Source organism: Erythrobacter sp. LQ02-29 (assembly GCF_022576075.2).
In the GTDB taxonomy this organism is placed as follows: domain Bacteria; phylum Pseudomonadota; class Alphaproteobacteria; order Sphingomonadales; family Sphingomonadaceae; genus Alteriqipengyuania.
Genome location: NZ_JANCNT010000001.1, coordinates 1297740 through 1323572, shown reverse-complemented (window position 1 = coordinate 1323572; position 25833 = coordinate 1297740). Strand labels below are relative to the sequence as shown.

The 25833-nt window shown below is 66.2% G+C and carries 19 protein-coding genes and 2 tRNA genes; 9 read left to right on the top strand and 12 right to left on the bottom strand.

Annotated features, from left to right (window positions below; genetic code table 11):
- Positions 1 to 165 precede the first annotated feature (165 nt).
- Both MKP08_RS06590 and MKP08_RS06585 read left to right on the top strand, forming a co-directional pair.
- Positions 166 to 882 carry a ParA family protein gene (locus MKP08_RS06590; RefSeq protein WP_241555408.1) on the top strand — a complete coding sequence of 239 codons (717 nt, stop codon included), beginning with the start codon at positions 166 to 168 and terminating at the stop codon, positions 880 to 882.
- A gap of 73 nt (positions 883 to 955) precedes the next feature.
- Positions 956 to 2386 carry an SPOR domain-containing protein gene (locus MKP08_RS06585; RefSeq protein ID WP_241555407.1) on the top strand — a complete coding sequence of 477 codons (1431 nt, stop codon included), beginning with the start codon at positions 956 to 958 and terminating at the stop codon, positions 2384 to 2386.
- A gap of 28 nt (positions 2387 to 2414) precedes the next feature.
- Here MKP08_RS06585 and MKP08_RS06580 read toward each other — a convergent pair whose 3' ends face one another.
- Together MKP08_RS06580 and MKP08_RS06575 are read right to left on the bottom strand one after the other, a co-directional pair.
- On the bottom strand, positions 2415 to 3641 hold the full coding sequence (locus tag MKP08_RS06580; protein WP_241555406.1) for a dihydroorotase: 1227 nt from the start codon (positions 3639 to 3641) through the stop codon (positions 2415 to 2417).
- The gene (locus MKP08_RS06575; RefSeq protein ID WP_241555405.1) at positions 3638 to 4681 is read right to left on the bottom strand and encodes an aspartate carbamoyltransferase catalytic subunit; all 1044 of its coding nucleotides are present in this window, start codon (positions 4679 to 4681) and stop codon (positions 3638 to 3640) included. Before MKP08_RS06575 ends, MKP08_RS06580 begins: the two co-directional genes overlap by 4 nt.
- Positions 4682 to 4793: 112 nt before the next feature.
- Here MKP08_RS06575 and sppA point away from each other — a divergent pair, with 112 nt between their 5' ends.
- Entirely contained in the window at positions 4794 to 6680 is a 1887-nt protein-coding gene (gene sppA, locus MKP08_RS06570; RefSeq protein WP_241555404.1) for a signal peptide peptidase SppA, read from the top strand.
- Positions 6681 to 6761: 81 nt separating this feature from the next.
- Positions 6762 to 6836: transfer RNA gene (locus tag MKP08_RS06565), tRNA-Val, on the top strand.
- Between the two features lie 89 nt (positions 6837 to 6925).
- Here MKP08_RS06565 and MKP08_RS06560 read toward each other — a convergent pair.
- From MKP08_RS06560 to MKP08_RS06545, 4 genes are all read right to left on the bottom strand, one after another.
- Positions 6926 to 8320, bottom strand: coding sequence for a PepSY domain-containing protein (locus tag MKP08_RS06560; RefSeq protein ID WP_241555403.1), 1395 nt, complete (start codon positions 8318 to 8320; stop codon positions 6926 to 6928).
- Entirely contained in the window at positions 8320 to 10599 is a 2280-nt protein-coding gene (locus MKP08_RS06555) for a TonB-dependent receptor (protein ID WP_241555402.1), read from the bottom strand. The genes MKP08_RS06560 and MKP08_RS06555 overlap by 1 nt, the downstream gene beginning before the upstream one ends.
- 64 nt (positions 10600 to 10663) lie before the next feature.
- Positions 10664 to 11092 (bottom strand): DUF2946 family protein, encoded by a 429-nt coding sequence (locus MKP08_RS06550; RefSeq protein ID WP_241555401.1) that lies wholly within the window; start codon positions 11090 to 11092, stop codon positions 10664 to 10666.
- Between the two features lie 102 nt (positions 11093 to 11194).
- A complete protein-coding gene (locus tag MKP08_RS06545) occupies positions 11195 to 13255 on the bottom strand; it encodes a TonB-dependent receptor (protein WP_241555550.1) in 2061 nt (686 codons plus the stop codon).
- Between the two features lie 298 nt (positions 13256 to 13553).
- Between MKP08_RS06545 and MKP08_RS06540 the strand changes: the two genes are divergently transcribed.
- The 4 genes from MKP08_RS06540 (at position 13554) to paoC (ending at position 18227) form a co-directional block, all read left to right on the top strand.
- Positions 13554 to 14330, top strand: coding sequence for an NUDIX domain-containing protein (locus tag MKP08_RS06540; protein WP_241555400.1), 777 nt, complete (start codon positions 13554 to 13556; stop codon positions 14328 to 14330).
- 93 nt (positions 14331 to 14423) lie between these two features.
- A complete protein-coding gene (paoA, locus tag MKP08_RS06535) occupies positions 14424 to 15062 on the top strand; it encodes an aldehyde dehydrogenase iron-sulfur subunit PaoA (RefSeq protein WP_241555399.1) in 639 nt (212 codons plus the stop codon).
- A gap of 1 nt (position 15063) precedes the next feature.
- Positions 15064 to 16014: a xanthine dehydrogenase family protein subunit M gene (locus MKP08_RS06530; protein ID WP_241555398.1), complete on the top strand. Its 951-nt coding sequence runs from the start codon at positions 15064 to 15066 to the stop codon at positions 16012 to 16014.
- 14 nt (positions 16015 to 16028) lie between these two features.
- The gene (paoC, locus tag MKP08_RS06525) at positions 16029 to 18227 is read left to right on the top strand and encodes an aldehyde oxidoreductase molybdenum-binding subunit PaoC (RefSeq protein ID WP_241555397.1); all 2199 of its coding nucleotides are present in this window, start codon (positions 16029 to 16031) and stop codon (positions 18225 to 18227) included.
- 21 nt (positions 18228 to 18248) lie between these two features.
- On the opposite strand, the gene MKP08_RS06520 is transcribed toward paoC, so the two are convergent.
- Both MKP08_RS06520 and MKP08_RS06515 read right to left on the bottom strand, forming a co-directional pair.
- Positions 18249 to 19016, bottom strand: a complete 768-nt coding sequence (locus MKP08_RS06520; protein ID WP_241555396.1) for a glutaredoxin — start codon at positions 19014 to 19016, stop codon at positions 18249 to 18251.
- A gap of 56 nt (positions 19017 to 19072) precedes the next feature.
- A tRNA-Arg gene (locus MKP08_RS06515) sits at positions 19073 to 19149 on the bottom strand.
- A 61-nt stretch (positions 19150 to 19210) separates the two neighbouring features.
- On the opposite strand from MKP08_RS06515, the gene MKP08_RS06510 reads away from it, so the two are divergent.
- Positions 19211 to 19972, top strand: a complete 762-nt coding sequence (locus MKP08_RS06510; protein WP_241555395.1) for a queuosine precursor transporter — start codon at positions 19211 to 19213, stop codon at positions 19970 to 19972.
- Here MKP08_RS06510 and MKP08_RS06505 read toward each other — a convergent pair.
- From MKP08_RS06505 to MKP08_RS06490, 4 genes are read right to left on the bottom strand one after another with little or no spacing between them, the layout of a single operon-like run.
- The gene (locus MKP08_RS06505) at positions 19969 to 21480 is read right to left on the bottom strand and encodes a Ppx/GppA family phosphatase (RefSeq protein WP_241555394.1); all 1512 of its coding nucleotides are present in this window, start codon (positions 21478 to 21480) and stop codon (positions 19969 to 19971) included. The two genes, MKP08_RS06510 and MKP08_RS06505, sit on opposite strands and share 4 nt — an antisense overlap.
- Positions 21477 to 23633, bottom strand: a complete 2157-nt coding sequence (locus MKP08_RS06500) for an RNA degradosome polyphosphate kinase (RefSeq protein WP_241555393.1) — start codon at positions 23631 to 23633, stop codon at positions 21477 to 21479. Before MKP08_RS06500 ends, MKP08_RS06505 begins: the two co-directional genes overlap by 4 nt.
- Positions 23630 to 24658, bottom strand: coding sequence for a P-type DNA transfer ATPase VirB11 (virB11, locus tag MKP08_RS06495; protein ID WP_373418072.1), 1029 nt, complete (start codon positions 24656 to 24658; stop codon positions 23630 to 23632). Before virB11 ends, MKP08_RS06500 begins: the two co-directional genes overlap by 4 nt.
- A 28-nt stretch (positions 24659 to 24686) precedes the next feature.
- Entirely contained in the window at positions 24687 to 25832 is a 1146-nt protein-coding gene (locus MKP08_RS06490) for a TrbI/VirB10 family protein (RefSeq protein WP_241555391.1), read from the bottom strand.
- Position 25833: the final 1 nt, after the last annotated feature.

Sequence of the window (25833 nt, the reverse complement as noted above, 5' to 3'; positions counted from 1 at the left end):
TGCGCCCAGTTCACGGGAGCGGTTTTCCTGATTTCGCTCGCCACTCGTCTTTACCGCAACAGGGCCGCCCAAGTTAATCATTAATTAGCCATGGCATGCGATCCCCTGTCGAAACCCGTTCTGTTCAGGCGCGGGTGGACGGCACCAACCGGGGATACGCAGACAGTGCGCGTATTGACAGTGGCATCGCAGAAGGGCGGTTCGGGCAAGACGACCCTGGCCGGGCACCTTGCCGTGCAGGCCGACCGGGCAGGCATGGGCCCCATCGTCGTGATCGATCTGGATCCGCAAGCCGCACTGACCGGATGGTGGCAGGAGCGCGAGCCGGAAGAACCCGCAATGGCGGAAACCAGCGCGGCGCGCTTCGTCGCCGACATCGAATTGCTGCGCCGCCAGGGGTACAGGCTGGCGGTGATCGATACCCCTCCCGCGATCGAGCCGTTGGCCGAGGCGATCGCTGCAGTCAGCGATCTGGTGCTCATCCCCACGCGTCCCAGCCCCCACGACATTCGTGCCGCCGGTTCGACCGTGGCGCTGTGCGAGCGGGCCGATCTGCCGCTGCTGTTCGTGATGAACGGTGCGACCCCCGATTCGCGGATCAACGGCGAAACCGCCCTGGCGCTGAGCCAGTACGGCACCGTCGCCCCGGTCACGCTGCACCACCGCTCCGATTTCGCATCCTCGATGATCGACGGACGCACCGTGATGGAGGCCGATCCGGGAGGACACAGTGCCGCCGAAGTCGCCGCGCTGTGGGATTTTTTGGGGGATCGCATCGAAACGAAATTTCGCCGCACGGTCTTCATGGTTCCGGGCGGAGGCGTACGACCACACGCCATCGCGCGGGCCAGAATGAAGTTCGGCAGGCGGGTCGCGTCATGACCGTATCGACACCCGATCCGACGCTTTTTTCGCGCCACCGAAACATCGGACAGGCGCAAGGGGGACAGATTTCATGAACCGCCATCATCGTTTCGCCGCGCTCGCCGCGACCGGCCTCCTGCTGGGCACCACGCTGGGCGGCTGCACCACCGGTCGCGGCGCGCCGCGTGCCGAGGTCGCCGCCGGAAAGGCGCAGGTCGCGCTGGAAAAGGGGCGGACCGACGCTGCGCTGGCGCATGCCGAAGCCGCCGTGCTGAGCGAGCCGCGCAACGCATCCTACCGCGCCATTTTGGCAAATGCCTATCTCGAAGCGGGTCGGTTCGCATCCGCCCGCACCGCGTTCGACGATGCGCTTGAGCTGGGCGACACCGCACCGCGGACCGCGCTGGGTTATGCCCTTTCCTCCATCGGCGCAGGCGACAATGCGTCCGCGCTGGCAGTGCTGGAGGATTGGCGAAGCGATCTCGCGCCCGCCGATCTCGGCCTCGCGCTGGCGCTGGCGGGCGACGTTGATGGCGGGGTTCGCCTTATCTCGGACACCATCCGTTCGGGGCAGAACTCGCCGAAGCTGCGCCAGAATCTCGCCTACGCCTACGCCCTGCAGGGGAACTGGCGCGCCGCCCGCCTGATGGCGGTGCAGGATCTCGATCCCGCGACTGCCGATGCGCGGATCCTGGAATGGGCGCAGACCATCAGCGAGCAGAGCGGCCCACGCCAGGTGGCGAACCTGCTGGGCATCTCCATCGCCACCGATCCCGGTATGCCCCCGCAACTGGGGCTATCGAACAACCCCTCCACAGAGCAGCTTGTCGCCGAGGCGGCAGCGCAGGCGAGCGCGGTAACCGAGAGCACTGTGGAAGCCCCGCAGATGGCGACACCCCCTCACGCCGCGAGTGCGGCTCCGGCTGCCACGGAGGCTCGCACCGCGGCGCCCGAACCCGCTCTCACCCGCGAGCTACCCCCGGTCCAGCCGACCCCGGTCGTGGCGCGAGCCGCGCCGTCTGAACCCGCCGACAGCTCGGCCCCTGCTCCGCTGGTCCCGGCGATGCAAATGGCGAGCGCCGCGATCGAATTCGTTTCCCAGCCGGTGGTGCAGAACCTGCTTGCAAGTCGCGGCTCCGCCCGCTCGGCCGCACCGGCGCGATCCGCGTCCGCCGCATCGGCTGCACCGCAAACGCTTCCGGCCTCCTCCATCGCGCGCAAGAGCGCCGACGGCTCGAACCTGATCCAGCTCGGCAGTTTCTTCTCGGAAGCCGGCGCGCGCCGGTCTTGGGACATCTATACGCAGCGCTACCCCGAGCTATCCGATTGTCGCATGGTCATCACCCAGGCGACCGTGCGCGGAAGGCATTATTACCGCGTCAATGCCGGTGGCCTGCAAACCGCCGACGCGCGCGACCTGTGCGGCCGCATGAGCGAGAAGGGTCAGGGATGTATCCGCTGGACGTTCGCCAATCCCCTGCCCGGTACGACCGCGGAAAGCGTGCGGATGGCGATGCGCTGAGCCGCGTAGGAGCTACTCAAACCGAGGCTCAGACTTCCACGCCACCTTTATAGAGCGTCAGGACCCGCCCTTGCGCGGGTTGGCCGTCGAACGGGGTGTTGCCTGCGCTCGCCTCCATCCGGTCGCTCGAAACGATCCACGGCTTCTCTGGATCGACGATCGCGATATCCGCCTCGTAACCCGTGACCAGCCGTCCTGCCTCGACGCCTAGCAGCCGCGCGGGATTGTCCGCCACCAGCGCGAATGCGCGGGGCAAGTCGATTACACCGTCGCGCACCAGCGACAGCACCAGCGCGAGCAGGGTCTCGGCCCCCGCCATGCCCGGCGCTGCATCGGCGAAGGGCAAGCGCTTGTCCTCCGGTCCGCGCGGATCGTGCCCGCTGGAGACGACGTCGATCGTACCGTCGCCGATCGCCTCCACCACCGCCTGTCGGTCCGCTTCGATGCGCAAAGGCGGCGAGAGGCGGGCGAAGGTGCGGAAATCGCCGGTGGCGAGGTCGGACAGCATGAAATGCGCCGGCGTGACCCCGGCGGTGACGGCCACGCCGTGCGCCTTCGCCGCCCGCACCAGATCGAGACCGGCGCGTGTCGTCACCTGCCGCAGATGCAGTCGCGCGCCCGCCATTTCCGCCAGAGCGACATCGCGCGCGATCGCCAGCGCCTCGGCTTCGGCAGGCGCGCTCGGCAGGCCGAGCCGCGTCGCCATCTCGCCCGCGGTCGCCACCGCATCCCCGGCCAGCGCGCCGTCTTCCGCATGCGACACCACGACGAGGTCGAGCATCGCGGCATAGCGCAGGACGCGCAGCATGGTGCCGCTATCCGCGATCCAGCCACGGCCCGTCGCGATCCCCCGCGCCCCGGCATCGCGCATCAGGGCGATCTCCGCCAGTTCCGTCCCGGCGAGCCCGACCGTCGCGGCGGCCAGCGGGTGGACCCAGAGATCGGGCTTCCCGCTCTTGGCGATGAAATTGACCCGTGCCGGCAGATCGAGCGGCGGCGACTGGTCGGGCATGAGCGCGGCGCGCGCGATCCCGCCGAAGTGGAACGCGGGCTTGTCCACCGCGAACACGCCCAGATCGACCAGCGCCGGGGCGACCAGCCGACCGCGTGCCTCCACGATCTCGTCGCCATCTTCTGCGACCTGCGCACCGATGGCCGCGATCCGCCCTTCGACCAGCCGCAGGCTCGCTTCCTCGATCCCGTCGGTAGTAACCAGCCGACCGCCGGTAATGGTCAGGGCGCGCGTCTGCTTCACACCCACTGGCCCTCGCCCATCCCGTCTCCCCAGCCGGATACTCCGCGCCCGCGCCTGGTCAGCACGTCGAGGCAGGCCATGCGGGTCGCGACCCCCATCTCCACCTGTCGCGTGATGATCGAACGGTCGAGCATGTCGGCCACGTCGCTGTCGATCTCCACCCCGCGGTTCATCGGGCCGGGATGCATCACCAGCGCGTCCGGCGCGCAGCGTTGCAGCCGCTGGCGCGTGAGGCCATACAGATGGTGGTATTCGCGCGGCGAGGGGATGAACTGCCCGCTCATCCGCTCGTTCTGCAGGCGCAGCATCATGGCGACATCGGCCCCTCGCAGGGCGGCGTCGAAATCGTGGAAGGCTTGCGCTCCCATCGCCTCGATACCCGCAGGCATTAGCGCGGGCGGCGCGCAGACGCGCACGGTGGCGCCGAGCGCCTGGAGGCACAGGATGTTGGAGCGGGCGACCCGGCTGTGCATGATGTCGCCGCAGATCGTCACCACCAGGCCGGTGAAATCCTCCGCATCCTCCCCCCGCTCGGCCAGGGCGTGGCGCAGGGCTAGCGCATCGAGCAGCGCCTGTGTCGGATGCTCGTGCTGTCCGTCGCCCGCATTCAGCACCGGGCAGTCGACCTTGCTCGCGATCAGCGCCACCGCCCCGCTCGATCCGTGGCGGATCACGATCGCGTCGGCGCGCATGGCGTTCAGCGTAATCGCGGTGTCGATCAGCGTCTCGCCCTTCTTCACGCTGGACTGCGCGGCATGCATGTTGACCACGTCCGCACCCAGCCGCTTGCCCGCGATCTCGAAGCTGAGCAGCGTGCGCGTGGAATTTTCGAAGAAGGCGTTGATGATCGTCAGGCCCGCCAGCGTGTCCGAATGTTTGTCGGGCTGGCGATTGAATTCCACCCACTGCTCGGCCTCGGCCAGCAGATAGAGTATCTCGTGCCGTTCGAGCTGCGCGATCGCGGTGAGGCTGGTATGCGGGAACGCTCGCCCCCCCATGGGGAAGCGCCCGCCCGATTGCGAAGTGCCCGATCCTGCCATCAGGGCCGAGCGTCTAGAACCGGGGTGCCCCGCGCTCAAGCACATTCGGCTGGCATGGCCCGCGCGCGACGGTTATGCCTCGATAAGGATCGAAATTCGGGGTGGAATGAAAATGGCTTTTGCCAAGAGTGTCTGGAAATTGCTGGTGGGGATCAAGGACGGGCTGGTGCTCGTCTTCATGCTCCTGTTCTTCTTCGCGCTGTACGGCATCCTGACCGCCCGCCCCTCCCCCGCACAAGTCCAAGCGGGCGCACTCCTGCTCGATCTCGATGGCCACATCGTGGAAGAGAAATCGCGCATCGATCCCTTCGCCGCGCTGTTGTCCGGTGCGGTTCCGGCGACCGAGTTCGACGTGCAGGAGCTGGTCGGCGCGATCGACGCCGCCGCCGACGACGAGCGGATCAAAGCGGTGGTGCTCGACCTCACCACCTTCACCGGCGGCGGGCAGGTCCACATGCAGGACGTCGGTGCCGCGCTCGACCGGGTGCGCGCCGCCAAGAAGCCGGTGCTGACCTACGCCATGGCCTATACCGACGACAGCATGATGCTGGCCGCCCACGCCAGCGAGGTGTGGGTCGATCCGCTGGGTGGTGCCGTGATCGCGGGGCCGGGCGGCAGCAATCTGTATTTCGGGCAGCTGCTGGAGAACCTCGAGGTCAACGCCCATGTCTTCAAGGTCGGGACCTACAAGTCCGCGGTCGAACCCTACATCCGCGATTCCATGTCGGAGCCGGCGCGCGAGAATGCGCAGGCCCTGCTCGGCGCGCTGTGGGAGGAATGGCAGGCGAACGTGAAGAAGGCCCGGCCCAAGCTGGATCTGGCGCGAGTAACGCAGGATCCCGTCAGCCTGGTCGAAGCGAGCGGCGGCGATCTCGCCACCGCCGCCATGCGGGCGGGCATGGTGGATCGCATCGGCAATCGGGTGGCCTTCGGCGAACACGTGGCGCAACTCGTAGGTGAAGATCCCTATTCCTCCCTGCCGGGCGCATTCGCCCACACCGAATACGAGCCATGGCTGGCCGACAACCCCGCACCTGTCGCCGGCAAGGCGATCGGCGTCATCACCATCGCGGGCACCATCGTCGATGGCGATGCGGGGCCGGGCAGCGCGGGTGGCGAACGGATCGCGCGGCTGCTCGACGAGGCGCTGGACGACGATCTCGCCGGGCTGATCGTACGCGTCGATTCGCCAGGGGGCTCGGTCACCGCGAGCGAGGAAATCCGCGCCGCCATCCAGCGTTATCGGGACAAGGGCACGCCAGTGGCCGTGAGCATGGCCAATCTGGCTGCCAGCGGGGGCTATTGGGTTTCAACCTCCAGCGACCGCATCTTTGCCGAGCCGGAGACCATCACCGGTTCGATCGGTATCTTCGCGGTGCTTCCGACGTTCGAGAGACTGGCGGCGAAATACGGCGTCAATTCCGACGGCGTGCGCACCACGCCGCTATCCGGTCAGCCCGACTTGATCGGTGGCCTCACGCCGGAGGTCGAACGGCTGCTGCAGGCGACGATCAACAACGGGTACAACGACTTTCTCACCCGCGTCGCGCAGTCGCGCTCCATGGCACCCGCGGCGGTCGACAAGATCGCGCAGGGGCGGGTGTGGGACGGGGGAACCGCCCGCCAGATCGGACTGGTCGATCAGTTCGGCGGTCTTCCCGACGCCGCCGCCTGGGTCGCGGGCAAGGCGGGCATCGCGCAGGGCAACGACTATCATCTGGTCTTCCTGGGGGACGCGGAAACGCCCTATGACAACTTGCTGCGCACGCTGCTGCTCACCCAGGAGTCCGATACCGCGGCGCGCGGGCAGGACCTTTTCGCCATGGCCGCCCAGCGCCAGGAAGCGGCCCTGTTCCAGGCGCGGGACGAGGCGATCCGGCTGATCGGATACCCGGGCATGCAGGCCTATTGCCTCGCCTGTCCCAAGCCCGTGGCCGCGCCTTCCGGCCAGGCGCTTCCCGGCGGCTGGCTGGCGCAGGTGCTCGCCCGGCTCGATTGAGTGCGCTGTCGCTTGCGCAGCGCTGGATAAGCTGGCATGGGCGCGCCTTCGCCAGCGGCACGGCCATCGGCCAGCCCGGGCGGGCGCGTAGCTCAGTGGTAGAGCACACCCTTCACACGGGTGGGGTCGCAAGTTCAATCCTTGCCGCGCCCACCATCTTTTCAATGACTTAGAAGAGATGGTCGGCGGGCCTTTGCGGTTTGTTTTGGGGTCAGCCATAGGGCATTCCAATCCGCTGAGTGTTCCTACGCCGAACGCAGCCCGAGAATCCGCCGCAATGAAAGCCGCTTCCTCAGGATCGTTCGTTCGATAAGGGTCACCAGGGCGAGGCTCAGGCCGAACAAGGGGACCAGCAAGGCAAGCGCGATGACCGCAGCGACCAAAGCTGCGCTATGTCGGATCGCGCCTTTCGCAGGTGGTGCACCGAGCAGGCCTTGCGGTCGCCGGCGCCACCACATGACGATGCTCGAGATCGCCAGCGTGACGAGAGCGACCAGCGTCAGCAGGCCCAGAAGCTGATTGGCGAGGCCGAACAGCGCACCTTCGTGAACCGCGATGCCGTATCCGACCAGGCGATCTATCCAGTGGTGCCGGGAGAAATCCTGGCGTCCGACCACTGCCCCGGTCCGACCGTCGATTTCGACCGTCTCGCGTTCGGGCCGGTCGGCGACGTTCGACTGCGCCTTCCAGCGTTCCGATCCCGCCTTCGGCGGCGTAATCTCGACCGGGGCCGATAGGCCGAGAAGTGACGCGGTTGCGACCACCCGATCCAGCTCACCAGCTCGCGACCCGTCCATCGCGACGGAGCCAGCCGCCATATGTTCGGCATGGGGACCCAGTGCGGTGCGGCTCTGTCGATCGAGCGCCGCGCGCTCGCGCGCATCGGCATCGGACCCGCGCGACCAGTCGACAGGACCGTCGACCTGCCCTGTCGTCTCTCGCACCAGTGCCAGGTAATCGCCCCAGTTCTTCGCCCAGGGAAGCCCGGTAAGGATCAGCAGGACCGCGAACAGGGAAACCCAGACGCCGGTGACGGCATGCAGGTCCTTCCAGAACACCCGGCCCGATCGCCGCAGCCGGGGGTAGAGCACGCCGCCCATCCCGGCTCGATCGCGCGGCCACCACAGGAACAGGCCCGTCAGCAGCATCACGATCGCCCAGCTCGCGGCGAGCTCCACCAGCGTCGAGCCCCAGCGTCCCGCCATCAGTTCGCCATGGAGGCGGAAGATCACGCGCATCAGCCGGTCTTCTTCGCCCACGGTCTTCAGCACCGCGCCGGTAACGGGATGGAGATAGACCCGCGTTTCCTCCGCGCCCACGCCGACCACGATCCGCTGGGCATCGTTCGGCCCTTCGCGCATGACGAACCGGTGCAGGACCGATCCCGGCACGACCGCCTCGGCGCGTTCGACAAGCTTGGACGGAGCCGCAGGCGCACCTGCCGCCGCCAGATTGTCGTAGGGCCGGTCGATCCAGCCCTCGATCTGCGGCTTGAACAGGTAGATTCCGCCCGTCACCGACAGCCACAGGATGAACGGAATGGTGAAAAGCCCGGCATAGAAGTGCCACCGCCACACCGTGCGATACCAGCGTTCGTGCCTAGGCGCAGTCGCGCCGGGGTTGGCGGTGGCGCGGGCCATCAGAAACCTCCCTTCCAACGCAGACTCGCGACGAAAGTACGGCCCGGATAGGGATGGAAGACGAAGGCCTTCTCATCCAGCAGGTTGTCGACACCCAAATCGAGATCGAAGCGACCGAAATGGATGCTCGATTTCAGATCGACGAAGGTGAACGGCGAAACGCAATAATAGGTGTCGCAGCGCGAGCTGGCGCTGTTTTCCAGATTGCGTTCCGGCGTGCTCTGGTGGCGGACATTCGCCGCCAGATCGAGCATCGGCGACACGGCGTAGCGCAGCGAAGCGTTCGCCCGCCATTCGGGCACGCGCGGGAAGCGATTGCCCTCCAGCGTCGGATTGAGCGGGTTGTCGGTGATCTTCGCATCGATCCACGATACGTTGCCGTCGAAGGACAGACCGGGAATGAACAAGTCCTCCGCCGCAACAATGAAATCGACCCCATAGGTTTCGACCTCTGCGATATTGGTGATCAGCGACTGGCTGACCGGTACATCGGGATCGGTCGGGCTCGGCACCAGGATGGTCTGCCCGAACAGCGTATCGTCGACCGCCTGCCGGAACCCGCTGAGCGTAAGCTTCACATTGCCGAACCGGCGCGATCCGGTGAGTTGCAAGTCGAACCCGCGTTCCGGCTTCAAATCGGGATCGAAACCGTCGAGATCGATCTGGCCGACGTTCGGGCCATAGCTGATGAGGCTCGCCTGATAGAGCTCGCCGATGGTGGGAAAACGTGTCGCCCACGCTGCCGAAGCCACCAGCTCGGTCGCATCGTCCGGGCGGAAGGTCAGCGCGATCTTGGGCGACAGCGCATCGTGCGAACGGGAAGCGTAATCGACCCGGGTGCCGCCATTGCTGAGGAAACCGTCGCTCGCGCGCCAGCTCTCGTAGCGCAGGCCGAGCGTCGCCTCGATCATAGGGGTCAGAGCGATGGCATCCTGCGCGAACACACCCATCAGACGCGTCTCGCCGCCCGAAGAATTGCGGATGGACGCGGGAACGCCCCCCCGCCAGTCGGTGACTGCCCCGGTACGGTTCTCGCCCGCATAGCCCGCATAGGACGCGCCCAGCGCGAACCGATGCGGGCCGAAGCTCCGCTCGGCCGAAGCTTCGAGGCTGGTCCAATGCGCGTCCTTGTCGGTGACGATGCCGCTGTCGGGAATGATCCCCGTGACGACATCGACCCCGTCGGACTGCCGACCGCGATCCTTCAGCAATTCGAACCGGCTGGCGGTCAGATCGATACTCCAACCCGAAACTTCGCCGGACAGTCCGAGACCGGTCAGCAATTCGTCGCTGCGCGTCTGCCCGCGTGTGACGCCCGCTATGCCGACAAATGTCGGGTTGCCTGCCCCGTCCCGCAAAAAGCTCCGGGGATCGGTGGTGTCTTCGGCATCGAGCAGCAGCGCGGCAAGGCCACGCGCTTCCCAGCCCCCGCCGAGGTCGTAATTGCCGCGTACGCGGATCTGGTCCTCGACGCTGTCGACCACGCTGTCCTGCGCCGCGATGCGCAGCGGGAAGCCGAGCGCGTCGTCGACGATCGCTTGGCCGGCATAGGGCGTGCCGGGCGCGACAGTGCGCCACTGCATCGGCTGACCCTGATTCTCGAAGTGGCGATAGGCGACCGAGACGCCCCCGCGCGAACCCAGCGCGACATCCGCCTGCCCATCCAGCGCGTAACCGAACAGATCCTCGTCGGTGTCGTAATATCGGTAGTTCTGATACAACCCCTGCGCGCCCAGGCGGATCGCGTTCTCGCGCACCGGCGCGGTCTCCAGCCGCAGCACCCCGCCCAGCGAATTGCCCGAATAGCGCGCCGAGGTCGGCCCGTAGATGATCTCCGCCCGCGCGATGTCGGTCGGCGAGAGCACGGCCCATTTGGGCGCGGTATCGAAATCGGCGCCGAGGAAGTCCGAGATGAGGAACCCGTCGACCGTCACCAGCGCGCGTGGGGTCTGCGTGGTGTGCATGTTGCGGAAGGAAAGCGTGGCGTTGGCATCGCCGACATAACGCTTCCTGACGATCAGGTTGGGCGCGTAACGGATCACGTCCTCGCTGTTGATCGCATTGATAGCCCGGATCTGGTCGGCATCGATCGCGATGCCAAGCGCCGGGGTTTCGAGCGACTGCAGATCGCGACTGTCGAGCGTGCCGGTGACCACGATCGTGGGGCCGGAGCTTTCGTCGGCAGGTGTCTCGGCGGGGTCTTCGGCGAGCGCGGGGAAGGATACGAGAAGCAGGGCCGACACGCCCAGCGGCGCGCGGCAAATATAATTGAACGGCATGGATACACCCTGATTGATAACATCGATAGGCGCCGCACGAAGCGTGGACGCCGGAACAAGGAAATCAGGTGTGCGAGGGTGGTCCGGTTGCCGGCGGAGGGGGGGCCGCGAGGCCTTGGCCGATGGAGACCGGCGGCAAGGCCGCGAAAATTGCCTGTTCAGGCGCAGGCGTGGGAACGTCGATATCGGGTTGGGGAGCGAACGTGGCGGTGTGCGCGGCAACGCCATAGGGGCAGTGCTTCGACATGCTGTCGGGCTTCGTCGGCTCGTGGCCCCCATGCCCCATCGCCGCTGCCATCATCGCGCGTGCATGTTTGGCGAACACGGCCTGCTCGGTCGGCGTCAGACCTTCTGAGCAGATGGTGACCGCGAAACTGCCATCGGCACCGCGCATGGGCATCCATCCGCGCGGCACCGCCGCGCCCATCGCCACCGCGAACGCGGCGAGACACAGGAAGCCGAAACGAAGTGCGTGATAGCCCGATGAGATCACCGGCCGCTCCTTAGGCGGGAAACCGGGACGCGCAAATTGAAACTTGGCCCGGCGGACGACATGCCCCGCAAGGTGTAAACTATCCCGACAGTGCAGCCGCGATCACGGTCCGAAGCTGATTCCCACCCAGACCGTTCGCGGAACGCCCAGGTCGATCGATCCGCCCTGATTGCGGGTGAAGATTCGGGTATCGGTCAGGTTTTCCGCCCGCAGCACCAGCGATATCCGCGGCGAAAGTGCGGCGCGCGCATACATGTCCAGCGTCGTCGCGGCGGGCAGCAGATCGGTTTCCAGATCGTCCTCGAACTGCGCGCCCACATGGCGCACGGTTGCGGCCACCGTCACATCGTCGCCGGACCGCCAGCTGAGCGTACCGCTGGCCGCCCATCTCGGGGTCTGAGCTGGCCGATTGCCGTCGAGCGCCGCCGCCACCCCCGAAGCCCGCGCCACCGCATCCGTATAGGCGAGCGAACCATCGAAGCGCAGCGAGCAGTAGCGCAACGTCGAACTCGCCTCTATCCCGCGCGCACGGATGGCGTCGATATTGCGACGCTGGCGCAAATCCGGCCCGATGGTGACATTGGCGATGGCGTCCTTCACCCGGTTGTCGAACGCGGTCAGCGCCACATCGAACCAGGCGGTGGGGGACAGATCAATACCGGCTTCGTAACCGACCGACCGTTCGTTGCGCAGCCCGGCGTTCGCCTGCGTCACCACCGGAAAGACGACGAACGGGCGGTAAAGTTCGTTGAGCGTCGGGAGCCGTAGCCCGGTATAGGCCGCCCCGCGCACGCGCACGCCTGGTGCCACGCGCAGCACCGCGCCACCGCGAAAGGACCCGGCCCAGCTGGTCCGATCAGGGTAACGTGTCGTGACCGTCGACCCGCCCGACCCGTCGCGCTCGGTAAAGAAGCCGTCCCGGATAGCGGTCCGGTCGGCACGCGCGCCTGCCGTCAGGGTCAGATCGCCGAGCACCCAGTCGTCTTCGACGAACAGGCCGAGATCGGTGTTCCGCCCCCCGGCATTGCGGCGCGCGGTCACCTGCCCGCTCACCGCGCTCAAGGCATCCTCGAACAGTTCGCCGGAGGAACGGCGATAGTCGAGGCCCACGCGCAGGACGTGGCCGCCGCCCACGGGAGGGCGCAGTTCGGCCTTCCCGCCCAGCCCGGTCGAGGGCGTGTTGCGCTGATAGAGGACCGGAACGAAGCGGGTCGAACTGACGACGACATTGGAGAAATTGCGGGCCTGCACATATCCGAGCACGTCGAATGCCCAATCGCCCCTGCCCACCAGCCGGATGCTCGCATCCTGTCCCCGGCTCCGGCTATCGGCCCCGTCGAATCGCAGCGTGCGGCGATCGTCGTACAGCAGCATGCGCGCCTGCATCTCCATCGCGTCCCCGATCGGAGCGACGCCGCGAAGCTGAAGCGATCGGGAATCGTAACCCGCGCGGGCGCTGGCCGGCACGCGCTGGTCGACGGGAGTCGTGTAGAAGCCCTGCCCCCGGTCCCACCGTGCGCTGAGAACGCCGAAGCCCGCGCCCAGGGACGGTGCGAGCGTCGCGCTGGTCTCCGTCTCGCCGCGCTGATCCACCAGCGACCGGGCACCAACCAACCCGAGTGTTTCGGCATCGGCGCTGGTCAGCTCGATCGTGCCCGCCAGCGCGCCCGCTCCGAAGGGACCGGACCCGCCTCCCCGCGTGACCCGAACCTGCGCCAATCGATCGGGCGCAATGGCGCTGAAAGGGATATAGCCGAAGAACGGATCGGCCATCGGTACGCCGTCGAGCAGCACGAGCGCCCGGCTGGTGGCGTTCCCTCCCAATGCGCGCAACGTCGCCCCCTGCGCTGAAGGGTTGGCGGCGCGGCTGTCCGAACGGCGGAATTGCTGAAACCCCGCGATATTCGACAGCACGTCCTCGATGCGGCCCGAAGGTGCCGAAACCAGCTGCTCGCGGTCGAGGGTTCGGGTGTCGTATGCGGGCGTGGCCGGCGTATCCTGCAACCCGCGCCCGGTGACGACGATGACTGGTCCGGAATCCTTCTCTTCACCCGCACCGTTCGCATCGGACCCGGTCGCTTGCGCGAAGACGGGCGCCGGAAGGACGGCCAACAGGCCCGGAAGCAAATGAAGCGGGCGTATGTGATTGAAGAAGGTGACCATTCTTCGTGCCGCATGCCCGCCGACCGCGCGCATGGCAAACCGTTCTTGCGATATCGGATGGTGGCGGAGGATGAGAGCTTCGGGGAGGCGGGACCGGGAGACTATTCGATCCCGCCTCGTATCGAAGACTTTCGAGTGCCCCATACTACGCATGGGCCATGCCAGTTTTCGCAAACCCCTCGCTTGCGCACGTTCCGATGGTTAACCGCGCGCTGCCCCAATGGCGGTCTGTAAAATTTCCCGACACCCAGCGTCGCCCCCGCTTGGCAATGCGGCCCTGTCAAGACAAAGAGGGGGCGTGGATGAACGACATGAGACAACGCGGGGTATCCCGGCCGCCACCGTTGTGGTCTTCCGTCATGCGCACGGAGGCGGCGATCCCCAGATTCTGCTGACCGTGCGCTCGCGCCAGCTAGCGTTCGCGGGCGGGATGGCGGTGTTCCCCGGCGGACGCGTCGATCCAGCGGACCGTGAACTGGCCGACCGGCTCGCCTCGGACGACGCCGACGAAGCGGCACACCGGATTGCCGCGATCCGCGAAACGCTGGAGGAAACGGGACTCGTTATCGGTGTGGCGGGCGATATCGACGCCGCCACCGCGTGCGAAGCCCGCGCGATGCTGGCCGCCGACCGGCCTTTCGGTTCGGTGATCGATCGATTCGGTTGGCGACTCGACCTCGCCACCATCGTGCCGTTCGCCCGCTGGTTTCCGCAGAACGAAGGCCTGACGCGCATTTTCGATACCCGCTTCTACCTGGCCGATATCGGAACCGGGGCGGTCGATCTGGCCGTAGCGGAAGACGAGGCGACGCACCTGTTCTGGACCAGTGCCCGCGAAGCGCTGGCGATGGCCGATCGCGGCGAAATCGGGGTGATCTTCCCCACCCGCCGCAATCTCGAGCGCCTCGCTGGCTTCACGACCTTCGGCGAAGCGCGCGACCATGCGCTGGATTTCCCGGTGCGCCCCATCATTCCCTTCGTAGGGGAAGTCGGCGGTCGGCGCTCGATCTGCATCCCGGACGATGCGGGCTACCCGGTTACAAGCGAACCTCTGGATCAGGCAAAGCGGCAATAGGTTGCGGGTCGGAACCGGTCCGTGGCATAACCCGTATAAGATTTGCGTCGCCGGGAGCGGATGCGACGCTCCAGCCCGACAGGATCAGGACCGATGCAAGAAGAACACGGATTCTCCATTTCGCGCCGCGGGGTGCTCCTCACGGGCACCGCCGCGACGGCAGGCGCTGCCTTGCGCCCCAGTCGCCTCGTCGCCCGCGACGGCGCTCCGGCAAAAGGAGGGTCGGCTATGGAGAGCGTCACGCTCACCGTGAACGGGCAGCGGCACGAGTTGGAGCTCGACACGCGCACCACCCTGCTCGACACGCTGCGCGAGCACCTCAAACTGACCGGAACCAAGAAGGGCTGCGACCATGGCCAGTGCGGGGCCTGCACGATCATGGTCAATGGAGAGCGGATCAATTCCTGTCTCAGCCTCGCGGTGATGCACGACGGCGACGAACTGACCACGATCGAGGGTCTGGGAACGCCCGACGACCTGCATCCGATGCAGGAGGCGTTCGTGAAGCATGACGGATACCAGTGCGGCTATTGCACGCCGGGCCAGATCTGCTCTGCCGTCGCCACGCTGGAGGAAATCCGCAAGGGTATCCCCAGCCATGTGACCGAAGACCTTACCGGCACCATGCGACCGACCAACATGGAAATGCGCGAACGGATGAGTGGCAATATCTGCCGCTGCGGTGCCTACTCCAACATCGCCGACGCCATGTCCGAAGTGGCGGGGGCCTGAGATGCGCAGCTTTACCTACGAACGTGCGACCACGCCCGGCGACGCAGCGAAAGCCGTCGCGGGCACGAAGAACGCGAAGTTCATCGCCGGCGGGACCAATCTGCTCGACCTGATGAAGCTGGAGATCGAAGCGCCGACCCATCTGGTCGACGTGACACGGCTCGGCCTCGATCGGATCGAGAATACCGAGGGGGGCGGATTGCGCATCGGCGCGCTGGTCAGCAACACCGCGCTCTCCGCCCATCCGCGTGTTCGCGCGGACTATGCCGTGCTGACCCGCGCAATCCAGGCGGGTGCCAGCGGACAATTACGCAACAAGGCGACGACGGGCGGCAACATGCTGCAACGCACGCGCTGCCCCTATTTCTACGACACCAACATGCCGTGCAACAAACGCCAGCCGGGCAGCGGTTGTGCCGCGATCGGCGGCGTCTCACGCAGCCTGGGGGTGATCGGTACCTCCGACGCCTGCATCGCGACCTATCCCGGCGACATGGCCGTAGCGATGCGCGTGCTCGACGCGACCGTCGAAACGGTGAAGCCCGATGGCAGCACCCGCGCCATTCCCGCCGGCGATTTTCACCGCCTGTGGGGCGACACCCCGCATATCGAGACCGTGCTGGAACCGGGTGAGTTCATCACGCATGTGACGTTGCCCAAACCACTCGGCGGCAAGCATTTCTACGCCAAGGTCCGCGATCGGCGGTCCTATGCCTTTGCACTGGTATCGGTCGCGGCGGTGATCCAGCCGGATGGCACGGGCCGCGTCGCCTTCGGTGGCATGGCACCCAAGCCGTGGCGTGTGGCAGAGGCCGAGGCGCTGCTGCCGCAAGGCGCGAAGGCAGTGGTCGATCGGGCCTTCGCCGATGCCCGGCCTACCGCCGATAACAAGTTCAAGATCCCCCTCGCCCAGCGCACCCTCGCCGGTGTGCTGGCGGACGCCAAAGCCTGATCCGGAGCCACGACATGGAATTCACCGCACCCGCAGGCGAGAACCTCTTCGATAAGGCAAAGATCGTCGGCAAACCGACCCGCCGGATCGACGGCCCGCTAAAGACCACCGGCACCGCGCCCTATGCTTACGAGCGGCACGATGTCGCGGCCGATCAGGCCTATGGCTGGGTCATCGGATCGGGCATCGCAAAGGGCCGGATCGCATCGATGGACCTGGACGAAGCCCGCGCCGCGCCCGGCGTGATCGCGATCGTCGCGGCGACCGAGCACAAGCCCGTCGGCACGAGCGATTTCAACTATGCCCCGCTGTTCGGCGGGCGCGAGGTCACGCATTATCATCAGGCGATTGCCGTCGTCGTCGCCGAAACCTTCGAACAGGCGCGCGCGGCGGCGCACCTCATTCGCACGCAGTACGATCGTGCCGACGACGGTGCCTACGACCTTGAGAAGATCAAAGACGGGGGCGCGATCGGCACCGGGTTCAGCGGCGAGAAGCTCGACAGCAAGCGGGGCGATTTCGACGGTGCCTTTGCCGATGCCGCGGTGAAGATCGACGCGACCTACGAAACGCCCGACGAAAGCCACGCGATGATGGAGCCGATGGCGACCATCGCCGCATGGGATGGCGACAAGCTGACGCTGTGGACCTCCAACCAGATGATAAACTGGGGTAAGCAGGCGCTCGGCAGCATTCTCGGCATCCCGGCCGAGAACATCCGGCTCGATTCGCCCTATATCGGCGGCGGGTTCGGTGGGAAGCTGTTCGTGCGCGCCGATGCAGTTATGGCCGCTCTGGGCGCGAAGGCGGCGAAGCGACCGGTCAAGATCGCTTTGCAGCGCCCGTTGATCGCGAACAACACCACCCACCGCCCCGCGACGATCCAGCGCGTCCGGATCGGTGCGGGGAAGGATGGGAAGATCACCGCAATCGGCCACGAGTGCTGGTCCGCCAACGTGACCGGCGACAGCGGCGAAGACGGCACGCAGCAGACCAAGAAGCTGTATGCGGGCGCGAACCGCATCGCCGCCTCCTACGTCGCGAAGAACGATCTGCCCGAAGGCAACGCCATGCGAGCGCCGGGCGAGGCGGTCGGCCACCTCGCGCTGGAAGTCGCGATGGACGAAATGGCGGAAAAGCTCGGCATGGACCCGATCGAATTCCGCATCGCGAACGAACCCCACAGTCTGCCCAGCGATCCGGAAAAGAAGTTCTCCGAACGCCATCTGGTCCGCTGCATGAAGGAAGGCGCCGAACGCTTCGGCTGGGCGAAACGCAATCCGAAGCCGGGCCAGACCCGCGATGGCCGGTATTTCACCGGCATCGGCATGGCCGCGGGCTATCGCGGTGGGCCCACCAACAAGTCGGGCGCGCGAGTCCGGCTGGAAAAGGACGGGCGGATCACGGTCGAAACCGACATGACCGACATCGGAACCGGCAGCTACACCATCATTGCCCAAACTGCGGCGGAAAGCATGGGCGTGCCGCTGGAAAAGGTCTCGGTCGAGCTGGGCGATTCGGCCTACCCCGTCTCGTCCGGGTCGGGCGGGCAATGGGGTGCCGCTTCGTCCACCGCCGGCGTCTACGCCGCCTGCGTCGAATTGCGGCGCAAGATCGGCGAGAAGCTGGGCATGGACGGCGATACCGCGACCTTTGCCAACGGTGCGATCATCCATGACGACCAGACCGCGCAGCTCACCGACGCGGGCGAGCTCACTGCCGAGGGTGTGATCGAGTTCGGCGACTTCAAGCAAGGGTACGACATTGGCACCTATGCCGCGCATTTCTGCGAGATCGCGGTGGATGCCTATACCGCCGAAACGCATATCCGCCGCATGCTGGCGGTGTGCGACGCCGGCCGCATTCTGAACCCGCTATCGGCCCGTAGCCAGGTGATCGGCGCGATGACGATGGCGGCTGGTAGTGCCCTGATGGAAGAGCTGGCGGTCGACACCCGCTTCGGCTTCTTCGCCAATCACGACCTCGCCAGCTACGAAGTACCGGTTCATGCCGACATTCCGCATCAGGAGGTTGTGTTCCTCGACACGCTCGATCCGGTGATTGCACCTCTGAAGGCGAAGGGCGTGGGCGAACTGGGCATTTGCGGCCCAGGCGCGGCGATCGCCAATGCGATCTACAATGCGACCGGTGTGCGGGTGCGTGAATATCCAATCACGCTCGACAAGCTGATCGAGGGGATGCCCGCCGTCTGACGGGCATCTCACTCACCGCGTTCAGAGCGTGATGAGGCCAAGCGCCTTGCCGCCCATCCATAGACCCATGCCAATCATGAACAGGTTCTCGGTAAGCGAAACGAAGCCCAGCGGCACGTTGGAATTGCCGCCGACACAGGCACATTTGAGCTCGCGCTTGTCGATATAGACCGCCTTGAAAACGCTCACAGCGCCGATCGTGCCGATAAACAGCGATACCGGCACCGATATGATCGGCAGCGCGTGCGCCGTCATCAGGACTCCTGCCAGTGCTTCGCCGAACGGATAGATCATGCCGTAGCGCACCCAGCGTTGCGCCAGCAGATCGTAATTGAGGAACATCAGCGAGAAGCTGCGCACGTCCTGCAATTTTTGCAGCGCGAGGAAGCTCATCGAAAGGCTGACGAACCATTCCGCCGCCTGCACGGTGAGCAGGCGACCAGAGAGGTACCAGCTCAGCCCGAGGCCCAACAGCGCCGCGACCGCGAAGATCGCGATGACAGGCTGGTAGGTCGTGCCTTCTTGCTTGCTCGACAGCGATTCCTTGCCGAAGAACTCGCGCACCGCGTCATAACCGCCAATGCGTTCGCCGCCGATGAAGGTCTGCGGCGTGGTTTCCACGCCATGCTTCTCCTTGAACGCATCGGTCTGCGCGCGCGTTTCGAGATGGTGGTCTTCGACCGAATATCCCTCGCGCTTGAGCAGATCGAGCGTCTTGAGCCCGTAGGGACAGATATGGTCGGGCATGACCATGCGATAGACGGTTGCTGTCTTGGTGTTGCTTGCCATGCACTAAAGCTAGGTACGGTGCGCGCGAATTTCACGGGTGCGATGGCAAAGGATGGTGGCGCGCCCTGCAGGATTCGAACCTGCGACCTCAGGTTTAGAAGACCCGCGCTCTATCCAACTGAGCTAAGGGCGCATCGCGGGCACGGCCTTAGCGCGCTTTGCCACGGCGACAAACCGCGATAATCGGTTGGCCGATGAGTGAACCCCTGCCCGAACCAACGAACGCCGCCGCCCGCCATCGCTGGCGCTATTACGACATCGTGATGGCGGCTTTCGTGACCATCCTGCTGCTCAGCAACATAATCGGCGCGTCGAAACCTTCTTATCTTACTCTTCCGGGCGGTATGCAGTGGTCGTTCGGCGCGGGCATCCTGTTCTTCCCCGTCAGCTACATCATCGGCGATGTGCTGACCGAGGTCTATGGCTACGCCCGCGCGCGGCGGGTGATCTGGACCGGGTTCGCCGCGCTGGTGTTCATGGCATTCATGGCGTGGGTGGTGGTCAGCCTGCCCCCGGCGAAGGACTGGCCGGGCCAGCCTGCCTACGAGTTCGTGTTCGGCAATTCCTGGCGCATCGTGCTCGCGTCGATGACCGCGTTCTGGATCGGCGAGTTCGCCAACAGTTACGTGCTCGCCAGAATGAAGGTGTGGACGAAGGGCCGCGCGTTGTGGAGCCGCACGATCGGCTCGACCATCGTCGGCCAGGGGCTCGACAGCCTGATCTTCTATCCGCTCGCTTTCTACGGCCTCGCCGGATGGCCGATCGAGCAGTTGTGGCAGGTCGTCCTGTCGCAATGGTTCTTCAAAACGATGTGGGAAGTCGTGCTGACGCCGGTGACCTATCTGGTGATCGGGTGGCTGAAACGTCGCGAGGGCGTGGACGTGTTCGACACCGAAACCGATTTCTCACCTTTCGGCAAGGAAAGGGAACGGGCGCCCTCACAGCCGTCCGACTAGTCCGGCAGTCGGTCGACCACCTCCATCGCGGGCTTCAGGTCCAGCCGACCCGCCAGCAGGTTCAGATCCTTCTCGGTCGGCGTGGCGTAGAGCGCGGCGCGGTCGCGCTCAAGCCGCAGTACCAGCTTGCCATCTTCTACCGACAGCCGGCTCGCCTCCAGCGATCGCATGCTGCGCGCGCCCAGGCGGCGGCACAGCCGCGTGGCGAGCCCCCAGCAGAGCGCTTCCTCCAGCGCTTCCGCCGGGGCCAGGCGCTTCAGCTCGGCAGGCAGATCGAGGGCGTTGCCATTGCCGCAGATCGCGGCCGCCAGCATCGCGCGGCCTTCGTCGTCGATCGCCAGCCAGCGTTTCTGCAACGCCCATTCGATACCCTGCGCGATGCGCAGGTTCGGCTCTATCTGCATCGCCGCCAGCGAAAGCATGGTCGCGGCCATCCGCAGCCGCTCGTCTCCTTTCCTCAGCGGCGGAGCGGCCTCGACCGTCCAGCCCGCGACCCTGGTTGCCAGAGCGGGCGGCGCGCCGCGCTGTATGGCGAAATTCGACACTCCCGAGATAAGGGGGTCTCGCGCCTGCACATGCGGCTCCAGCTGAGAATAGAGCAATCCCTCGCGCAGGCCCCAGGCGGAGACGATCAGGCGGCGCGGCTGGAACCGCTTCACCAGCACCTGCAGCAATACCGCGGCATCCGGCAGCATCTGCGAACGCATGGTCGAGATGCGCGGCATCTCGTGCAAGCGGGCAGGGGCGGACCGCGCCAGCTTGCGGGTCAGGGACAGCGCTTCTTCGCCGGTGAGCGTCAGCCCATGTGGATCGGTCAGAACAGTCCCCGCCCGCTCCATCGCGTACACCGCCATCGCGCGCCAGGTTCCGCCGACGAGGTAGAGATTGCCGTTGTCCGGCATCGCCGCCTGTGAGCGCCGCAGCGCCTTCTTGAGCGTGCCCTTCAACGTGCCGCGGTCCCCTCCGCCGAGTTCGGGGAGGCGCAAGGTGCCCATCGGCAGGCTTTCCGCATCGCCGGGAGCCTCCGCCGAAACCGGCACAAGTTCCAGGCTCCCGCCGCCCAGATCCGCGACGAGCCCGTGCGCTCTTGGAAAGGCACCGATAACTCCGAAGGCGCTGGCGATGGCTTCGTCCTCGCCCGAAAGAAGGCGGGGGGCGAAGCCGAGCGCGCGCACCTTCTTCAGGAAAGCAGGACCGTTGGAGGCATCGCGGACCGCCGCGGTCGCAACCACGTCGATCCGCTCGATGCCGAGGTCGTGCAGCAGCAGCCGGTAGCGCGCGAGACCATCGAGCGCGAGGTGCATTGCGTCCTTCGCGAGCTTACCGTCACGGCCGATGTCGCGGCCGAGCCGGGCCTGCACCTTCTCGTTCAGCAGGATGCCGGGAGCGCGGGGCGCACCGCCATACACGACCAGGCGGACCGTATTCGACCCGATATCGATGATCGCACGATGCGGCTTGTTGCCCGAAAATAGCCCCTCGCGATCGTCCCTTCGCCCCAGTCTCACCCGGCAGCCCCCTTGCGCAAGGCAAGCCGGGGCACGCGATCGGATTCGAGCGCGCCCCCGCGGCCTGACAGCGAAGGGTTGTTCATGAAATAGACGTGACAGTTGAACGGCTGTTCGCCCGGGTCCGCCCGCGTATAGCTGCCGTCGGAATCCAGGAACCAGCTGCGCCGATTATCGAGCAGGTTGGCGAGCATCACCTGCTCCAGCACCTGATCGTGCACGGTATGATTGTCGATCGGCACCAGATGTTCGACCCGGCGATCGAGATTGCGGGTCATCAGATCGGCGCTGGAGGTGAAGACCAGAGCGCGGCTGCTGGGCATCGCGTGCCCGTTTGCGAAAGCGTAGATACGACCATGCTCCAGAAAACGGCCGATGATGGACTTCACCGTGATGTTCTCTGACATGCCGGGCACGCCGGGCCGCAAGTCGCAAATGCCGCGCACGACGAGCTGGATCTGCACCCCGGCCTGGCTGGCCTCATAAAGCTTGTCGATCATTTCGCGATCGGTGATCTGGTTCATCTTGGCCCAGATTGCGGCGGGCTTGCCCGCGCGGCCGTTCGCGGCCTCGCCCTCTATCAGCTCGTACAGCCGTTCGCGCAGATTGACCGGGCTGACGGCGAGCAGCTCCGTCTTGTTTGGTTGCACGTATCCGGTCACGAAATTGAATACGCGCCCCGCGTCCCGTCCCAGGCGGGGGTCGGCGGTGAAATAGCTGAGGTCGGTGTATATCTTGGCGGTGACCGGGTGATAGTTTCCCGTGCCCATGTGGCAATAGGTGCGAAAGCCGCCATCCTCGCGCCGGACCACCATCGCCAGCTTGGCATGGGTCTTCCAGTCGACGAAGCCGTAGATCACCTGCACCCCGGCCCGCTCCAGCTTGTTGGCCCAGATAAGGTTCTGCTCCTCGTCGAAGCGCGCCTTCAACTCGACCACGGCCGTCACCGACTTGCCGTTCTCCGCCGCCTGCACCAGCGCCTCGATCACTGCCGACTGGCTGCCTGCGCGATAGAGCGACTGCTTGATCGCCACCACTTGCGGATCGACCGCGGCCTGCCGGACGAAATCGACCACCACGTCGAAGCTCTCGTAGGGGTGGTGGACGATGAAGGGCTTCTCACGAATCGCGGCGAACAGATCGCCGTCATGCTCGCGCACCCGCTCGGGATAGCGCGGCTGGAACGGTTCGAACTTCAGGTCGGGGCGGTCTTCCGCGACAATCTCTGCCAGCCCAGAAATGCCCAGCAGCGTGTCCGTCTTGACCGTGGTCGCGCCTGGGATCAGCAGCTTCTCGCGCAGCAGGGCCTCTGCGGCGGGGTCGCAATTTTCGTCGATCTCCAGCTGGATCACCTGCCCGCGCCGGCGGCGCTGGATCGCGCTGCGGAATGTGCGGACCAGGTCCTCCGCTTCTTCCTCGATCTCGATATCGCTGTCGCGCAGCACCCGGAAGGCGCCGTGGCCGCAAACTTCGAACCCATGGAACAGCTGATGAGCGAACCGCACGATCAGGCTCTCGATACTGATGTAGAGTGCCTCGTCCCCCGGCACGCGAACGAAGCGCGGCAGCGCGCTCGGGACCAGCACCATCTCCACCAGCTCTTCGCCGTCCCGGCGGACATTGAACAGCAGCCCCAACCCTTCGTTGGCGATGAAGGGAAACGGGTGCGCCGGATCGATCGCCTGCGGCGTGATGACCGACACGACCTCCGTCAGGAAGAAATCCTTCAACCAGCGATGCGCTTCCGCATCGACGCGCTCATCGTCGGCGATGTGGATTTCCGCCTCGGCAAGCATGTCGCGCAGCGCGCGCCAGGTCGCCTGCTGCTTGTCGATCAGCACATCGACCCGCTCCAGCACCTCGCTCAACTGGCGCGCAGGCGTGCGCCCGTCGATGGAAGGAGTCTCGATCCCGCGCTGCACCTGGCCGATCAGGCCGGCGACGCGGATCATCAGAAATTCGTCGAGATTGCTACCGGAAATGGACAGGAACCGGAGCCGTTCGAGCAGGGGGAAGTCGGCATTGCACGCTTCCTCCAGCACCCGGTCGTTGAATTCGAGCCAGCTCAATTCGCGGTTGAAATAGCGTTCTGCCGGGCTTTGTGGGGCCTCGCCCTGTTCGGCCGGGATATCCTCGCGCGGTGCGGTGGTCATACCAGGTCGCGACTCTCGGCGATTGCGGAGATCCCGCGCTGCCCCTCAGGCCCGCGCCCCAGCTGCACCAGCACGTCGATAACGCTGGAGGCATAGGCGATCGTGTCGGAGCGGGTCAGCCCGATCCCGGTCTGCATGACCATGAGACTGAGTTGCTCCAGCGCGCCGCGCAAGGAGTTGGCGTGGATGGTCGAGAAGCTGCCGGGGTGTCCGGTGTTGATCGCGCGCAGGAAGGAAACGCTTTCCGCCCCGCGCAATTCGCCCAGCACGACGCGGTCGGGGCGCAGGCGCAGCGCGGCTTGCAGCAATTCGTTGGCGGTGACCTTGGCTTCGCCCAGTTCACCCTTCACCGCCACCAAGCCGACGCCGTTCTCGCCGGGCAGGCGCAGTTCGGGCGTGTCCTCGACCAGAACGACCCGCTGGCTCTTGGGAATTTCACCGAGCATCGCATTCAGAAAGGTCGTTTTGCCGGTGCTGGTTCCCCCGGAGATCAGGATCGTGCGCCGCTGGCGGATCGCCTCGCGCAGATAGTCGATCGGCCGCTCTTGCGGATCGGGCATCGGCGGGGGCTCGGGCGAACGCAGGGGCCCCGAATCGTAAGCGTCGAGCGGCAGGTCGAGCCGACGATGGCGGCGGATTGCCATGACCCAATGGCGACGGCTCGCGGGCGGGCCGCAGAACTGCACGCGCGCGCCGCCGGGCAGGGTTGCGCCCAGCAGCGGATGCTCTCGATTGATCCCCTGGTGGCTGACCCGCGCGACCTGCTCCGCCAGGCGCTGTACCAGCGTATCGGTGATTTCCGGCGTCTCGATCCGCCGCATGCCCGGATCGGCTGAATCCTCGATCCATACCTCGCCGGGGCGATTGACCATGATCTCCGTGATCGAGTCACGTTCCAGCCATTGCCGGAACGGCGCGAGATAGGCGTCCAGATAGACGCTGCGTTCCGTCATCGGGTGTGTCTGCGCCCTCGGCTCAGCCTCTTTCGGCTGTTCCGGCGCGAATGGATGGATATCGGCACTCATCGATAAAGGTCCGGGATGGCGGCCAACCCTATTGAACCGGACCGAAATCGAGATCGCGCGCGGTGAAGACCCGGATCGGCTCGCCTTGGCGCACGCGGATGGTCGGCGCGATCTTATCGCCGGACTGCACGGCGGCGGCGGCGGCAGCCTGTCCCCCGCCGCCCACGATCACCGACGCGCCGCCGGTACCGATCGCCGACAATCCGCCCACGACCGACAGCAGCATGGCTGACCCGAAGCGCTGGAAGAAATGCGAATCCACCTTGCCGGGCAAACCGGTGGTCCCGTCGAACCCGACCGCGGGCGAGGCGATGGAGACACTGGCGCCATCGGGCCGGATCAGCCGGGTCCAGATCACATAGGCGCGCTTCTGCCCCTGCTGCACGCCCGACTGGTACTGCCCGATCAGGCGGCTGGAGCGCGGGATCAGTACCTTCTTACCGTCGAAGCTGCGCACGTCCTGGCTCACGACCGCCCGCACGAAGCCGGGCACGTCGGTGTCGATAGCGGTCTCCAGGATCGCCGGGATCAGGGTGCCCTGCGTCACCGTGGTGGTCGGGTTGGCGAGCGGCTGCGCCTGCGCCGTTCCGCCACCGACTCCGCCGATCTTCGCGGCGAAGTCCCCGGCAGAGCCGCCGACACCGGCAGCGGAGGCATCGCCCGCTGCCCCGGCCGCAATGGCGGCCGCCGGACCGGCCAGGGGCGTGGCCCTGCCGCTGGCATCGAAGACAAGTGTTTCGGATGCGTAGGGATTGGCCGCGGGAACGCCTGCATAGCCCGGCGCGCGCGAAAGGACCGGTTGCGGAGCCGGATCGACGCGCATCGGCGCGGGGGCCACCGCCGGATTGCCTGCTGCGTTGGGCACAACGACGGGCGCTGGCACGACGGCGGCCTGCTGCGGTGTCTGCACCGCCGGATTGCCCACGCTCGCCGGTTCGCCGGTACGGGCGCTGTTCATGCTCCACAGCGTGACCGCGCCCAGCGCGGCGACGATGGCGATCCCGGCGACGAGACCGGCGGCATCGGACTTGCCTTTCTTCTGCGCGACGGCCGGAAAGGAATTTCGGCTGGCGAGATCGATGATCTCCGCGCTCTCACCCTCGCGCGGGTCTTCGTCGCGCGCGGCGTCGTTGGCGGCGGCTCCCTTGCCGGACATCTTCATGGCTAGGCGCATG